At 66.9% G+C, this 13968-nt stretch carries 14 protein-coding genes; 3 read left to right on the plus strand and 11 right to left on the minus strand.

Annotated features, from left to right (window positions below):
* Positions 1–13: 13 nt before the first annotated feature.
* Positions 14–985 (minus strand): phosphate ABC transporter substrate-binding protein PstS family protein, encoded by a 972-nt coding sequence (locus tag TQ98_RS26250; RefSeq protein WP_044873261.1) that lies wholly within the window; start codon positions 983–985, stop codon positions 14–16.
* A gap of 161 nt (positions 986–1146) precedes the next feature.
* Here TQ98_RS26250 and TQ98_RS26255 point away from each other — a divergent pair, with 161 nt between their 5' ends.
* A complete protein-coding gene (locus TQ98_RS26255) occupies positions 1147–2406 on the plus strand; it encodes a sorbosone dehydrogenase family protein (protein WP_044873262.1) in 1260 nt (419 codons plus the stop codon).
* Between the two features lie 86 nt (positions 2407–2492).
* On the opposite strand, the gene TQ98_RS26260 is transcribed toward TQ98_RS26255, so the two are convergent.
* Positions 2493–3782, minus strand: a complete 1290-nt coding sequence (locus tag TQ98_RS26260) for an MFS transporter (protein ID WP_103103102.1) — start codon at positions 3780–3782, stop codon at positions 2493–2495.
* Between the two features lie 276 nt (positions 3783–4058).
* Between TQ98_RS26260 and TQ98_RS26265 the strand changes: the two genes are divergently transcribed.
* A complete protein-coding gene (locus TQ98_RS26265; protein ID WP_003457836.1) occupies positions 4059–4466 on the plus strand; it encodes an acyl-CoA thioesterase in 408 nt (135 codons plus the stop codon).
* Positions 4467–4521: 55 nt separating this feature from the next.
* On the opposite strand, the gene TQ98_RS26270 is transcribed toward TQ98_RS26265, so the two are convergent.
* From TQ98_RS26270 to TQ98_RS26285, 4 genes are read right to left on the minus strand one after another with little or no spacing between them, the layout of a single operon-like run.
* Positions 4522–5715 (minus strand): ABC transporter permease, encoded by a 1194-nt coding sequence (locus TQ98_RS26270; RefSeq protein ID WP_103103103.1) that lies wholly within the window; start codon positions 5713–5715, stop codon positions 4522–4524.
* Positions 5715–6926, minus strand: a complete 1212-nt coding sequence (locus TQ98_RS26275; protein ID WP_044873267.1) for an ABC transporter permease — start codon at positions 6924–6926, stop codon at positions 5715–5717. The genes TQ98_RS26270 and TQ98_RS26275 overlap by 1 nt, the downstream gene beginning before the upstream one ends.
* Entirely contained in the window at positions 6926–7600 is a 675-nt protein-coding gene (locus TQ98_RS26280; RefSeq protein ID WP_103103181.1) for an ABC transporter ATP-binding protein, read from the minus strand. The genes TQ98_RS26275 and TQ98_RS26280 overlap by 1 nt, the downstream gene beginning before the upstream one ends.
* A 5-nt stretch (positions 7601–7605) precedes the next feature.
* Entirely contained in the window at positions 7606–8760 is a 1155-nt protein-coding gene (locus TQ98_RS26285) for an efflux RND transporter periplasmic adaptor subunit (RefSeq protein WP_044873269.1), read from the minus strand.
* 359 nt (positions 8761–9119) lie between these two features.
* On the opposite strand from TQ98_RS26285, the gene TQ98_RS26290 reads away from it, so the two are divergent.
* Positions 9120–10028, plus strand: coding sequence for a D-hexose-6-phosphate mutarotase (locus TQ98_RS26290; RefSeq protein WP_044873270.1), 909 nt, complete (start codon positions 9120–9122; stop codon positions 10026–10028).
* A 148-nt stretch (positions 10029–10176) separates the two neighbouring features.
* Here TQ98_RS26290 and TQ98_RS26295 read toward each other — a convergent pair whose 3' ends face one another.
* The 5 genes from TQ98_RS26295 to TQ98_RS26315 all read right to left on the minus strand — a co-directional run bounded on the left by TQ98_RS26295 (position 10177) and on the right by TQ98_RS26315 (position 13883).
* A complete protein-coding gene (locus TQ98_RS26295; RefSeq protein ID WP_044873271.1) occupies positions 10177–10713 on the minus strand; it encodes a DUF3299 domain-containing protein in 537 nt (178 codons plus the stop codon).
* Positions 10714–10805: 92 nt separating this feature from the next.
* Positions 10806–11051 carry a GlsB/YeaQ/YmgE family stress response membrane protein gene (locus TQ98_RS26300; RefSeq protein ID WP_044873272.1) on the minus strand — a complete coding sequence of 82 codons (246 nt, stop codon included), beginning with the start codon at positions 11049–11051 and terminating at the stop codon, positions 10806–10808.
* Positions 11052–11143: 92 nt separating this feature from the next.
* Positions 11144–12229: a 5-(carboxyamino)imidazole ribonucleotide synthase gene (locus TQ98_RS26305; protein WP_044873273.1), complete on the minus strand. Its 1086-nt coding sequence runs from the start codon at positions 12227–12229 to the stop codon at positions 11144–11146.
* Between the two features lie 3 nt (positions 12230–12232).
* The gene (gene purE, locus TQ98_RS26310; RefSeq protein WP_044873274.1) at positions 12233–12724 is read right to left on the minus strand and encodes a 5-(carboxyamino)imidazole ribonucleotide mutase; all 492 of its coding nucleotides are present in this window, start codon (positions 12722–12724) and stop codon (positions 12233–12235) included.
* Between the two features lie 247 nt (positions 12725–12971).
* Positions 12972–13883, minus strand: coding sequence for a LysR substrate-binding domain-containing protein (locus tag TQ98_RS26315; RefSeq protein ID WP_044873275.1), 912 nt, complete (start codon positions 13881–13883; stop codon positions 12972–12974).
* Positions 13884–13968 lie beyond the last annotated feature (85 nt).

Consider the following 13968-nt stretch of genomic DNA (forward strand, 5'->3'; position numbering starts at 1 on the left):
TATCCGGCCTGGATTACAGGCCCAGATCCTTCAGTGCTTTTTCGGCGACCTTGGCCGGAACCGGGATGTAACCGTCCTTGACGACGATTTCCTGGCCCTGCTTGGACAGCACCATCTTCACGAACTCGGCTTCCAGGGGAGCCAGCGGCTTGTTCGGCGCCTTGTTCACGTAGACGTACAGGAAGCGGGACAGCGGATACTTGCCGTTCAGGGCGTTCTGCTCGTTGTCTTCAACGAATTCGCCGCCTTCCTTCTTGGCCAGGGCCACGGTCTTCACGCTGGAGGTCTTGTAGCCGATACCAGAGTAGCCGATGCCGTTGAGGGACTGGCTGATGGACTGCACAACGGAAGCCGAACCCGGCTGCTCGTTGACGTTGCCCTTGAAGTCGCCTTTGCACAGGGCTTCTTCTTTGAAGTAGCCGTAGGTGCCGGATACGGAGTTACGGCCGAACAGCTGGATGGGCTGGTTGGCCAGGTCGCCGGTCACACCCAGCTCACCCCAGGTCTTGATGTTGGAGGTGCCACCGCACAGGCGGTTGGCGGAGAAGATCGCGTCAACCTGCTGCATGGTCAGACCCTTGATGGGGTTGTCCTTGTGCACGAAGATCGCCAGGGCGTCGACGGCCACCGGAACGGCGGTCGGCTTGTAGCCGTACTTCTCTTCGAAGGCCTGCAGCTCGACGTCCTTCATCTTGCGGCTCATCGGGCCCAGGTTGGCGGTGCCTTCGGTCAGAGCCGGCGGCGCGGTGGAAGAACCGGCGGCCTGGATCTGGATGTTCACGTTCGGGTATTCGCGCTTGTACGCCTCGGCCCACAGGGTCATCAGGTTGGCCAGGGTGTCGGAGCCAACGCTGGACAGGTTGCCGGAAACACCAGTGGTCTTCTGGTAGGCCGGAATGGACGGGTCGACAGCGGCCACCGCGCTGGCGGTAGCGACGCCGGCGGCGACGAAGGTCAGGGCCGCCATCAAACGCTTCAGTTTCATGCCTTGCTCCTAAGCAGGACGAGGGGGTTGAATGCAACGGGGGCCAGTATCGAGAGGCCGTATGACCACTCTATGAATTGATTGTGACAATTGGATGAATGGCCAGCATCGCTTGTCCAATCGTAGATAGAGCTCGGAAAACCTCGAGGAGACCACCCCATATGAAGCGTCATCCCTTGCTGCCCATCGCCGCCCTGGCGCTGTGCACGGCGTGCAGTCAACAGGCCCTGCTCGACATAGCGGACGGCTTCAGACCCGAACCGAAAGCGGCCATCGGCTGGCCCCAGGGCGCCACGCCGCAGGCCACCGATGGCGCCCGGGTGAATGCCTTCGCCGAGGGCCTGCAACACCCCCGCTGGCTCTACGTGCTGCCCAATGGCGATGTGCTGGTGGCCGAAAGTGCCGCGCCGGACACCGGCAAGCCCGCCGGCATCGAGAGTTGGTTTTCCGGCCTGTCCAAGAAGCAGAGCGACGCCCGGGAAAGAAGCGCCAACCGCATTTCCCTGCTGCGGGATATCAATGGCGACGGCGTTGCCGATCTGCGCAGCACCTTCCTCAAGGGCCTCAACTCACCCTTCGGCATGGTGCTGGTCGGCAAGGACCTCTACGTCGCCAACGCCGACGCCCTGGTGCGCTTCCCCTATGAGAAGGGGGCGACCGAGATCAGCGAGCCGCCCACCCGGGTCACCGACCTGCCCGCCGGCCTGAACCGTCACTGGACCAAGAACGTCATCGCCAGCCGCGACGGCCGCAAGCTCTATGTCACGGTCGGTTCCAACAGCAATGTCGGTGAGAACGGAATGGAGGCCGAGGAAGGCCGCGCGGCGATCTGGGAAGTGGATCGCGCCAGCGGCAACAAGCGCCTCTTCGCCACCGGCCTGCGCAACCCCCATGGCCTGGCCTGGGAGCCGCAGACCGGCAAGCTGTGGACCGCAGTCATCGAACGTGGCGAACTTGGCAACGATCTGGTGCCCGACTACATCACGTCGGTGAAGGACGGCGGTTTCTATGGCTGGCCCTACAGCCATTTCGGCCAGCATGTCGACGAACGCGTGCAGCCACAGCGGCCGGACCTGGTGGCCAAGGCCCTGGTGCCCGACTACGCCCTCGGCCCGCATACCGCCTCGATGGGCATCGCCTTCGCCAAGGGCAGCAAACTGCCGAAGTTCCGCAACGGCCTGTTCGTGAGCCAGCGCGGCTCCTGGGTTCGCAATGCCGACAATGGCTACAAGGTGATCTTCGTGCCCTTCAGGAACGGCAAACCCCACGGCCAGCCGGTGGACGTGCTGACCGGATTCCTCGACGGAAAAGGCGACGTCCAGGGCCGCCCCGTGGACGTGAAGCTCGACAGCAAGGGCGCCCTGCTGGTGACGGACGACGTGGGCGGTACGGTGTGGCGGGTGAGTGCGGGGAAGAAGTGAGGACCGCGTGGGCTGGGGCTCCCCTCACCCCCGGCCCTCTCCCCCCGGAGAGGGCCGGGGGTGAGGGAACGTGACGAATGCGCAGATCAGCGCTTCTTCGCGATCAGGAACAGCCCAATCAGCACCGCCACCCCACACAGGGAAGCGACGTAATAAGCCGGCCCCAGGGTGTCCCACTTCATCAGCAGCGAGACCACCATCGGGGTCAGGCCGCCGAAGATGGCGTAGGCCAGGTTGTAGGAGAACGACAGCCCGGAGAAACGCACCACCGGCGGGAAGGCCTTGACCATCACATAGGGCACGGCGCCGATGGTGCCGACGAACAGGCCGGTCACCGCGTAGAGCGGGAACAGCCAGTCCGGGTGAGTCTTGAGGCCGGTGTAGAGGGTCCAGGAACTGATGGCCAGCAGCGCGCCGCCCACCAGGAAGGTACGCCCGGCACCGACGCGGTCGGCAATCGCGCCAGCCGCGACGCAGCCGATGGACAGCAGCACGATGGCCAGGCTGTTGGCCTTGAGCGCGGTGGCGGCGTCGAAGCCGTAGACGGTCTGCAGCAGCGTCGGGGTCATCAGGATCACGACCACGATGGCGGCCGACAGCACCCAGGTCAGCAGCATGGACAGCACGATGGCGCCACGGTGCTCGCGCAGTACCGCCTTCAGCGGCACTTCCTCGGCCAGCGCCTTGCGCTGCTGCATTTCGGCGAAAACCGGCGTCTCGTGCAGCCACTGACGCAGGTAGACGGAGAACAGGCCGAACACGCCGCCCACCAGGAACGGCAGGCGCCAGGCCCAGTCCAGCACCTCGGCCGGGGTATAGATGCTGTTGATCAGGGTCGCCATCAGCGAACCCAGCAGGATGCCGGCGGTCAGGCCCGACGTCAGGGTGCCGCAGGCGTAGCCGATGTGGCGCGGCGGCACGTGCTCGGCGACGAAGACCCAGGCGCCCGGCACCTCTCCGCCGATGGCCGCGCCCTGCACCACGCGCATCAGCAGCAGCGACAGCGGCGCCCAGATGCCGATCTGTTCATAGGTGGGCAGCAGGCCCATCACCAGGGTGGGCACCGCCATCAGGAAGATGCTCAGGGTGAACATGCGCTTGCGCCCCAGCAGGTCGCCGAAGTGCGCCATGATGATCCCGCCCAGGGGCCGTGCCAGGTAGCCGGCGGCGAAGATGCCGAAGGTCTGCAGCTGGCGCAGCCAGTCCGGCATCTCGGCGGGGAAGAACAGCTTGCCCACCACGGCGGCGAAGAACACGAAGATGATGAAGTCGTAGAACTCCAGGGCGCCGCCGAGGGCGGAAAGCGACAGGGTCTTGTAGTCGCTGCGGGTCAGCGGACGCGAGGCGGGCGCCTCGGAGGCGAGCACGGAAGACATGGGGCGGGATTCTCGTCAGAGGGTGCAGGGCGTTTCCCGCTACTTCGGCGGGAAAATCGCCTGGCAACATATCAAAAACGACCACATGTACACAGTCTCGGTCACAATTCCGCCACCAGCGCACTGCGGCGGTCGTCCGGGACGGCCTCCTGGCGATATACTGCGCGCTGTTCAGCGCGGGTCGGCAAGCAGTGGGTCGGCTGGCGCATCGGGAAGGAAGGGGCACGCCCCCTTTCCAGGCATTGGCGCCACACACACGAAACAGGCAGTCCCCGCATGATCGAAATCGAAGAAGAAGAGAACCTCACCCCGCAAGGCGACCTCGCCCTGCAGATCACCGCGCTCCCACGGGAAACCAACGGCTTCGGCGACATCTATGGCGGCTGGCTGGTTTCCCAGATGGACCTGGCCGGCACCGCCATGGCCAGCAAGGTGGCCGCGGGCCGCGTGGCCACGGTGGCCATCGACCGCATGGCGTTCCTGGTGCCGGTAGCCGTGGGCGCCCAGCTCTCCTTCTATACCCAGACCCTGGAGATCGGCCGCAGCTCGATCCAGATGCTGGTGGAAGTCTGGAGCGACGACCCGCTCTCCAGCGAATGGCGCAAGGTCACCGAAGCGGTCTTCGTCTTCGTCGCCATTGACGGCAGCGGCCGCACCCGCCCGGTTCCGCCACGTCGCGGCTGACCACAAGAACGCCAAGGGCCGCTCAAGCGGCCCTTCTCGTTTTCGGGCTTTGCCCCTACAGACGCAGCGCATCCACCGGATGCAGCTTCGCCGCACGCCGCGCCGGCGCCAGCCCCGCCCCGATGCCCACCAGGGCCGACAGCAGCAGGGCGAGCAGGACCAGCGACAGGTCCAGGCGCAGGGGCAATTCCGGCACCAGCATGTGCAGCCCGCCCACCAGGACGAAGACCATCACCAGCCCCAGCAGGCCGCCCAGCAGGGAAAGCAGGGTCGCCTCGGCGAGGAACAGCGCCAGCACCTGGCGCGGTGCGGCGCCCACCGCCCGCAGCAGGCCGATCTCGGCGGTCCGCTCGCCCACGGTGGTGGTCATGATGGTGAGGATGCCCACCGCCCCCACCAGCAGCGATATCCCGCCCAGGGCGGCGATGCCCAGGGTCAGGGTGGCGAGGATACGGTTCAGGCTGCCCAGCAGGTCGCTCTGGGAGGTCATGCGAAAATCCTCACGGCCATGACGCTCCACCAGCAGCCGACGCACCGCATCGGCGAAGGGCTCGGCCGGGGTGCGGGTGTCGAAGAGTACATGGACCTTCACCAGGCCCTCGCGATTGAACAGGTTCTCCGCCCAATCCACCGGGATGTAGGCGATATCGTCCAGGTCGAACCCCAGCAGGTTGCCTTTGCTGGCCATCACCCCGATCACCCGGAAACTCATGCCGCCGACCCGTACCCGCTGGCCCACGGGGCTGGCGGTGCCGAACAGTTCCCCCCCCAGCTTCGCACCCAGCACCACATAAGGCGGCGTGCGGCCGTCCCGTGAGGGCGGCAGGAACTGCCCCCGGGCCATGTGCACGCGCCAGGCAGCGGCCAGTTGGGAACCGGTGCCCAGGATGTCCACCCGCCGCTGCCGTCGATCTGCCTGGATATCGCCGTTGCCCTGGATGATGGGCACCACGGCTTCGGCATGGGGCAGGCGCCCGAGGGCGTCGGCATCGGCGATGGTCAGCGGCCGCGCGCTGGCGAGAATCCCGCCGATGCCGCCGGTAGGCAGGGTGCCGGGGCGCACCGTGACCACCCGCGTGCCGAACTGGGCGAAGCTGTCCAGCACCCGGCCGCGCAGGCCCTCGCCCATGGCGGTGAGCAGCGCCACCGCCGCGATGCCGATCGCCACCCCGAGCAAGGTCAGCAGGCTGCGCAGCGGCTGGCTGGACAGCGCCGAGCCGCAGAGTCCGAGGCCATCACGCCAGCGCATCAGTGGCTGCCCTGCGGACGCAGCGCCTGCACCGGCGCCTGGGCTGCGGCATGACTGGCCGGCAGCCAGGCGAACAGCAGCGCCGCTGCCAGGGCCAGGGCCGGTGCACCCAGGCGCGCCCACCAGGGCGCGTATAGCGGCAGGTCGCTGGCCAATCGCGCCACCCAAAGCAGCAGCTCGCCCAGGGCCAGGCCACAGCCGGCACCGAGCAGCGCCAGCAGGGCCGCTTCACCGAGGAACAGCAGGCGCACCTGGAACGCGCTGGCGCCCACGGCCTTGAGCAGGCCGATCTCGGCGGTGCGCTGGAGCACGGTGATCCAGGTGACGTTCATGATCAGGATGCCGGCCACCACCAGGCTGATGGCGGCAACGCCTGCGAGTGCCAGGGTCATGCCACGCAGGATGCCGTCGAAGGCGGCGAGCATGGAGTCCTGGCTGAGCAGGGTGACGTCCTCCTCGCCCTGGTGGCGCGCGGTGAGGGCCGCCAGCACTTGGCGGCGGGCACTGTCCAGATAGCCAGGCCCTCGCACCTCGACGAACACGCGGAACAGCCCCTCGCGGTTGAACAGGGCCTCGGCGCTGGCCACCGGGACGATCAGGGCTTCGGAGAAGTCCATCCCCAGCGACTCGCCGCGCTCGTCCAGCACCCCCACCACCCGGAAACGCCGGTCGCCGGCGCGCAGCCATTGGCCCAGGGCCGGAGCGCTGCCGAACAGCTCGTGGCGCAGGCGACTGCCGATCACACAGACATCGGCCGCCTGCCCGGGCTCCAGTTCCGGCAATGGCTGGCCCTGGGCGAGGTGCAATTGCCGGATGGCGAAAAAGGCACGGGTGGTGCCCAGGGTCAGGGCCTCACGGTTGCGGTTATCACGGCTGACCTCCGCCTGCCCGGCGTGCAACGGTGCCACCCGGCGTACCGCCGGCAGGCGGCCGAGGGCGGCGGCGTCAGCCTGGGTCAGGGGACGCGGCGCCATGCCGGTGATGGGCGGCATGCCGCCGGTGGTCTCATTGCGCCCGGGCAGGACGATGAGAATGTCGCGCCCGAGCAGGGAGAATTCCTCGAGCACGTAAGCCCTCGCGCCCTCCCCCAGCCCGCCCAGCAGGGTCACGAAGAACACCCCGATGGCCATGGCGAGTAACAGCATGGCGCTGCGCGAACGGTGTCCGCGCAAGGCGCCGAGCCAGAAGCGGCAGGCGTCCAGCAGGTCCATCACACGGCTCCCTGGCGCCTGTCGCTGAGAATGCGCCCATCGCGCATCTGGATCTGACGATGGGCGCGGGCGGCGTGCTGGGCGTCGTGGGTGACCAGGATCAGGGTCAGGCCCTCGGCGTTCAGCTCCTCCAGCAACGCCACCACTTCGGCGCCGGACTGGCTGTCGAGGTTGCCCGTGGGCTCATCGGCCAGCAGCAATCGCGGGTGCATCACCATCGCGCGGGCGATGGCCACCCGTTGGCGCTGGCCGCCGGAGAGTTCGGCCGGATGGTGCCCCAGCCGCTCCAGCAACCCCAGGCGCTCAGCCAGGTGGAGGCTGCGCCGACGGCGCTCACCGTGCTCGATGCCGGCCAGCAGCATGGGCAGCTCGATGTTCTCCAGCGCGGTCAGGCGCGGGATCAGGTGGAACGACTGGAAGACGAAACCGATCAGTTGGCTGCGCAAAGTCGCGCGACGGTCCTCGCCCAGGCAGGCGGTGGGCTCCTCGGCCAGCCAGAACTCGCCGCTGTCCGGCGCGTCCAGCAGGCCGAGGATGTTCAACAGGGTGGACTTGCCGGAACCGGACGCGCCGGTAATCGCCAGGTACTCACCGTCCTGCACGTCCAGGTCGAGGTGGTCGAGGCCACGCACCCGCTGCTCGCCCAGCTGGAAGCAGCGGCTGACTTCGTGCATGAGGATCACGGCGCGGCGTCCCGCTTCTTGGCGCTGGGACTGACCACGCTGCCGTCAGCCAGCCCTTCGTGTTGCAGGCTGGGCAGGATGCGGTCACCGGCCGCCAGCCCACCTTTCACTTCGCTCCAGCGCCAGTTGGCCAGGCCGATTTCCACCTTCTGCTCCCGCAGGTGACCGTTGCTGGGGTCGTAACGGAGCACCTTGCTGCCATCCAGCAGGCTTTCGGTGGGTACCCGCAGGGTCTGTTCGCGCTGCGCCAGGAGGATTTCCACGTCGGCGCTGTAGCCACTGAGCAGCATCAGGTCCGGCGGCACGCCCTCGAACTTCACCTCCACATCGACAGTACGCGCCTGCTTTTCCAGCTCACGCACAAAGGGGGCGATGCGGCTGACGCGGCCCTCGAAGGTACGCCCACGGAAGGCATCGAGGGTGATGCGCACCGGCATGCCGGGCCGCACCAGGGCGGCGTCCACTTCATCGATGGGCGCCTCGACGTAGAGGCATTGGTCATCGATCAGGTCCACCGCCGGGGGCGTCGGGATGCCCGGCGGCGACGGGGTAACCACTTCGCCCAGTTCGCCATTGATTTCGGCGACGATGCCGGCAAAGGGCGCACGCAGGGTGGCCTGGTCCAGGTGCGCCAGCTGCAGGGCGAGACTGGCCTCGGCCTCGCGGATCTTCGCCTCGCCACCGCTACACAGCAGCTCGGACAGCCGCGCCCGGGTGGCGCTCTGGTCCAGCAGGTCCTCGGAGGTCAGCTTGCGCTCAGCGAGGTGGCCGAGGCGCTGCAGGTCGCGCTGGTCCTGGCTGGCCTGGCGGCAGCTCTGCTCGCGCAGATTGCGCTGGGCATCGAGCCGCGCGCGGGCCTCGTCCACCCGTGCCTGCAAATCGTCCTGGCGCAGCCGCATCAGCACATCACCGGCCTGCACGCGCTGCCCGGCGTGGATCAGCAGCTCACTGACCTGCCCGCCCGTCTTGAACGACAAGTGCGCGCGGCGACAGGCTTTCACGGTTCCCGCCCGGGTATTGGACACCAGGGTTTCCACTTCACCCTTGGCCACCTCCACCAGCTCCACGGAAACGGGTTCGGGACGCGCCCAAAACCCCACAAGCGAAGCCAGGGAGATGAAAATAGGAATAATTATCAACAGCTTGCGCATGGCATCGACTCCACTTGCGAGCGGGTAAGTTGAGTCTAGGTCCGCCGCTGGCGGCCCTTTCCGGCACCTCCGTCCCGCTGTGTCTGGCGCTCCGACAAGGAGCGTCGAGAAATCACAGCCTTAGCACCGGGCCATGACCCTCCGCCGCCAACGGGCCTCTGACCATCCATGTCAAATAGCCGACAAGTGGCCCGTCACTTGCGAGCGCCAAATGAGAACTCGTCAAAATAAGATCATTCGCAACCTGAGCGACCGCCCTCCGGTCAAAAGCCGAGAAAGCCCTTGCCGCCTCTGCCATGCTGATTCGAAATAGCCAATGGCGCTGTGGCGGCCCAACAGCACAGTAAGCGGAGAATGCGATGTACGACGAAACCCTGCCCACCGTGGAACAGCTGGAGGTGGATGATCTGGTCTGCTGGCGGGTCCATACCCGTCACGCGGAATTGCTGGTGGCCCAGCAAGGCGCGCAGGTGCTGAGCTATCAGCCCCATGGCGAGGAGCCGGTGATCTGGCTCAGCGACCAGGCGGAGCACAGCAAGGGCAAGTCCGTGCGCGGCGGCGTGCCCGTGTGCTGGCCCTGGTTCGGCGACCTGCGGCGCAACCCGCCGGAAGTCCAGGGCATGCATCAGGGCGGCCCCATCAGCCCGGCCCACGGCCTGGTGCGCGAGCTCGACTGGCAACTGCTGGGCATTGACAGCGAAGGCGACTCGGTGCGCCTGGAGTTCGCCCTGGACACCAGCAGCGAACCCCTGCCCGGCTGGCCCCATGCCGCACAACTGAAGCTGTCCATCCTGCTGGACGAGCACCTGCAGATGAGCCTTTCCAGCCGCAACCTCGGCGACCGCCCCCTGGCCCTGAGCCAGGCGCTGCACAGCTATTTCGCCGTCAGCGATATCCGTGAGGTGGAAGTGGAGGGCCTGGACGGCTGCCGCTATTTCGAGACCCTGGAAGACTGGCAGCAACGCCAGCAGCGCGGCGAAATCAGATTCAGCGGCGAAACCGACCGCATCTACCAGGAAACGCCCCATCGCATGGCCATCGTCGACCGCGCGTGGAATCGCCGCATCCTGCTGGAAGTGGAAGGTTCATCCTCCGCCGTGGTGTGGAACCCCTGGATCGACAAATCCCGACGCCTGTCCCAGTTTGCCGAGGACGCCTGGCAAGGGATGCTCTGCATCGAGACGGCGCGGGTGATGGACGACTTCCTGGTGATCAAGCCCGGCGAAGAGCACCTGATGGCGCTCAGGATCACCAGCAAGCCACTGTGATTGCGTTGCTGAGTGAGCGAATGCATTCGCGAAAACACTCCGTAGGGTGGATCGCGCCTTTCTGATTCACCAGCGGAGCCCAGCCGAGCCGCGACGGTGGGCCGATGGAGCGTGGTCCACCCTACAATGCTTTGCCGTGGGGCGAACCCTACAGGTCGCTTTCCTCCACCAGGCGCACCTGCGCCGCATCCATGGCGTAGGCGGCCTCGGCCAGGTCGTTGCTGACCTGCTCGACCTTCAGCGTGCCGTCCACCCAGAGGGGGGCATAGATGTCGTCGAGGGCGATGCCCTTGGGGTAGCGCACCAGCACGATCTGGTTCGGCGGGGGCGGCGGGACGTGGATGCAGGCGCCGGGATAAGGCACCAGGAAGAACAGGGTGCTGCGTCCCTTGTCGTCGCTTTCCAGCGGCACCGGATAGCCGCCGATGTGGATCTGCTTGCCATCCAGTGCGGCCACGGTCTTCGCCGAATACATCACGTCCGGCAGGTTCTTGTCCTGCTGCTTGAGGCCGCCCTTCTGCTCGAAGGTGCCATCGGCTTCGGGGGTGTCGTGGCTGATTTCAGGCATCTCCTCCAGGGCCTTGCGGTCCTCGGGCGGCATCAGTTCCAGCCAGTCGGTTTCGGGGAGTTCAGCACGGGCGAGGGTGCAGCAGAACAACAGGAGCAGGCAGGCGAAACGGCGCATGGAAGGACTCTTCAACGCAGGGGGCGGGAACATCAGGCGCCAAGATTAACCGCGCGGGAAGGCGGTTCCCAGCCCCACCGAAGAGCGGTCAGCTAACTCTTCTTGACCAGTCCGTAGATCACCAACAGCACCACCGCGCCAACCACCGCGCCGATGAAGCCCGCTGTCTGTCCGGCCTGATAGATGCCCACAGCCTGGCCGCCGTAGGTGGCCAGCAGCGAACCGCCCACGCCGAGCAGGATGGTCATGATCCAGCCCATGCTGTCGTCGCCAGGTTTGATGAAACGTGCGATCAGGCCAACGATCAGCCCGATGATGATGGTACCGATGATGCCCATGGCAGGCCCTCCGCAGGTTGGGACATGCGTGAGCCTAGTTGCACGTGAGAATGCTTGCCATCGGCCGCCCCGGAGGGGCGGCCGGACGGGCGTCAGGGCTTGACGATCAGCGCTTCGACCGCCGCGATCTGGCGATCGAGGGTGGCGCGGTCGGCGCTGCGCAGGGTGGCGTGGCCCACCTTGCGACCGGCCTTGAAGGCCTTGCCGTAGTGGTGCAGGTGGCAGTCGGCGATCGCGACGACCTTATCCACAGCCGGTACTTCGCCAATGAAGTTGAGCATGGCGCTCTCACCCAGCTTGGCGGTGGAGCCCAGGGGCAGGCCGGCCACGGCACGCAGGTGGTTCTCGAACTGGCTGCACTCGGCGCCTTCGATGGTCCAGTGCCCGGAGTTGTGTACGCGCGGGGCGATTTCGTTGGCCTTCAGGCCGCCGTCCACCTCGAAGAACTCGAAGGCCAGCACGCCGACGTAGTCCAGCTTCTCCAGCACGCGGCCGACGTAGTCCTCGGCCAGCGCCTGCAGCGGGTGGTCGGTGCTGGCGATGGACAGGCGCAGGATGCCGTTCTCGTGGGTGTTGTGCACCAGCGGGTAGAAGCGGGTCTCACCATTACGGGCGCGTACCGCCACCAGCGAGACTTCGCCGGTAAAGGGCACGAAGCCTTCGAGGAGGCAGGGCACGCTGCCCAGCTCGGCGAAGGCGCCGGCCACGTCTTCGGGCTTGCGCAGGACCTTCTGGCCCTTGCCGTCGTAGCCCAGGGTGCGGGTCTTGAGCACCGTCGGCAGGCCGATGGCGGCAGCAGCGGCGTCCAGGTCGGCCTGGGACTGGATATCGGCGAACGCCGGGGTGGGAATGCCGAGGTCCTTGAACATGGACTTCTCGAACCAGCGGTCACGGGCGATGCGCAGGGATTCGGCGCTCGGGTAGACCGGCACGAACTGCGAGAGGAAGGCCACCGTCTCGGCAGGCACGCTCTCGAACTCGAAGGTCACCAGGTCCACTTCGTCAGCCAGCTGGCGCAGGTGGTCCTGGTCGCCGTAGTCGGCGCGGATGTGCTCACCCAGCGCGGCGGAGCAGGCGTCCGGTGCCGGGTCGAGGAAAGCGAAGTTCATGCCCAGCGGGGTGCCCGCCAGGGCCAGCATGCGGCCCAGCTGGCCGCCACCGATTACGCCGATCTTCATGGGTCAGGCCTCACGCGGGTCCGGGTTGTCCAGGACCATGTCGGTCTGCTCGCGACGGAAGTCCTTCAGCGCGACGTGGTATTTCGGGTACTTGCCGCCAAGGATGCTGGCGGCCATCAGTGCGGCGTTGATCGCACCGGCCTTGCCGATGGCCAGGGTGCCAACCGGGATGCCGGCGGGCATCTGCACGATGGACAGCAGGGAGTCGACGCCCGAGAGCATGGACGACTGCACCGGCACGCCCAGCACCGGCAGGTGGGTCTTGGCGGCGCACATGCCCGGCAGGTGAGCAGCACCGCCGGCACCGGCGATGATCACCTCGATGCCACGGCCTTCGGCCTCTTCGGCGTACTGGAACAGCAGGTCCGGGGTGCGGTGGGCGGAAACCACCTTCACTTCATAGGGGATGCCCAGCTTTTCCAGCATGTCGGCGGTGTGGCTGAGGGTGCTCCAGTCGGACTTGGAGCCCATGATCACGCCTACCAGTGCGCTCATCGTCGTGCCTCTCTTGGTGCGCCTGGCGGCGCGTCAAAAACCAACAAGCCACGCAATGGCGTGGCTTGTCTGCGATAGGGACCGGGCTGCGGGGTGCGCTGCCGGCCGAAGGCCGCGCAGTATAACGCAAAGCCGCGCGCGGCGTGCAGTTGCCCTTACCGCTCGTCCTGTGCCCGGCATCAGGGCCGTCGGATGCGGCGAAACAGCCTCGACAGCCACTACAAGCAGCCGCAGCGCCAGGCGGTGCTCAGGCCTCGCCGCTACCCGCCCGGCCTTCCAGCTTGCGCCAGAGCAGGCGCACCGCCGCCTTGCGCACCAGGGCGCAGCGGTACATGCGGATTTCCAGCGGCACATGCCACTGGCTGCCGCCACACACCACCAGGTCACCGCGCGCCAGTTCGGCCTGGGCGCTGAAACGTGGCACCCAGGCCACCCCCAGGCCTTGCAGGGCCATGCTCTTCAGGCTGTCGGCCATGGCCGTCTCGTAGATGGTGGTGGAGCGCAGGGCACGTTGGCGCAGCAGGAGGTTTACCGACCGGCCGAGGAAGGCGCCGGCGCTGTAGGCCAGCAGCGGCACGCTCTGCCCGCTGTCCAACTCGTAGAGCGGCTTGCCATCCGGGCCCACGGCGCAGACCGGCAGCATCTCGGTGCGGCCCAGGTGCATCGACGGGAAGATTTCCGGGTCCATCTGCAGGGCCGCGTCCGGGTCGTAGAAGGCCAGGATCAGGTCGCAACCGCCTTCGCGCAGGGAGTGCACCGCCTCACCGACGTTGGTGGCGATCAGTCGACTGGCAATGTTCAGCCCATCGGCGCGCAACTGTGCGATCCACTGCGGAAAGAACCCCAGCGCCAGGGAGTGAGCGGCGGCGAACTGGAGCACCTCGCCCTGCTGGCCTTCCAGGTGATGCAGGTGGCGCACCACCTCACCGAGCTGTTCCACCATGCTGCGCGCGGTGACCAGGAACAGCTGGCCCGACTCGGTCAGTTCGATCGGCGTGCGCGAGCGGTTCACCAGGGTCAGACCGAGCGCCGCCTCCAGGCTGCGGATGCGCCGGCTGAAGGCCGGCTGGGTGACGAAGCGCCGCTCGGCGGCCTGGGAAAAGCTGCGGGTATTGGCCAGGGCGACGAAGTCTTCCAGCCATTTGGTTTCCAGGTTCATGGGAAATTTCCGGACTGCTCGATTTTGGTGCACACGCTCACAGGCGAACCCGCGTCACTTGGGCATTATGCCGATTGTGCATAGG

The organism is Pseudomonas sp. LFM046, assembly GCF_000949385.2.
GTDB lineage: Bacteria > Pseudomonadota > Gammaproteobacteria > Pseudomonadales > Pseudomonadaceae > Metapseudomonas.

Bases quoted from the DNA above. Each gene is read 5' to 3' on its own strand.
- TQ98_RS26285 (WP_044873269.1), bottom strand. From the start codon at position 8,760: ATGCGCAAGCTGTTGATAATTATTCCTATTTTCATCTCCCTGGCTTCG.
- TQ98_RS26270 (WP_103103103.1), bottom strand. From the start codon at position 5,715: ATGCGCTGGCGTGATGGCCTCGGACTCTGCGGCTCGGCGCTGTCCAGC.
- TQ98_RS26290 (WP_044873270.1), top strand. From the start codon at position 9,120: ATGTACGACGAAACCCTGCCCACCGTGGAACAGCTGGAGGTGGATGAT.
- TQ98_RS26265 (WP_003457836.1), top strand. From the start codon at position 4,059: ATGATCGAAATCGAAGAAGAAGAGAACCTCACCCCGCAAGGCGACCTC.
- TQ98_RS26255 (WP_044873262.1), top strand. From the start codon at position 1,147: ATGAAGCGTCATCCCTTGCTGCCCATCGCCGCCCTGGCGCTGTGCACG.
- TQ98_RS26300 (WP_044873272.1), bottom strand. From the start codon at position 11,051: ATGGGCATCATCGGTACCATCATCATCGGGCTGATCGTTGGCCTGATC.
- TQ98_RS26305 (WP_044873273.1), bottom strand. From the start codon at position 12,229: ATGAAGATCGGCGTAATCGGTGGCGGCCAGCTGGGCCGCATGCTGGCC.
- TQ98_RS26250 (WP_044873261.1), bottom strand. From the start codon at position 985: ATGAAACTGAAGCGTTTGATGGCGGCCCTGACCTTCGTCGCCGCCGGC.
- TQ98_RS26280 (WP_103103181.1), bottom strand. From the start codon at position 7,600: ATGCACGAAGTCAGCCGCTGCTTCCAGCTGGGCGAGCAGCGGGTGCGT.
- TQ98_RS26275 (WP_044873267.1), bottom strand. From the start codon at position 6,926: ATGGACCTGCTGGACGCCTGCCGCTTCTGGCTCGGCGCCTTGCGCGGA.
- TQ98_RS26315 (WP_044873275.1), bottom strand. From the start codon at position 13,883: ATGAACCTGGAAACCAAATGGCTGGAAGACTTCGTCGCCCTGGCCAAT.
- TQ98_RS26260 (WP_103103102.1), bottom strand. From the start codon at position 3,782: ATGTCTTCCGTGCTCGCCTCCGAGGCGCCCGCCTCGCGTCCGCTGACC.
- TQ98_RS26295 (WP_044873271.1), bottom strand. From the start codon at position 10,713: ATGCGCCGTTTCGCCTGCCTGCTCCTGTTGTTCTGCTGCACCCTCGCC.
- purE (WP_044873274.1), bottom strand. From the start codon at position 12,724: ATGAGCGCACTGGTAGGCGTGATCATGGGCTCCAAGTCCGACTGGAGC.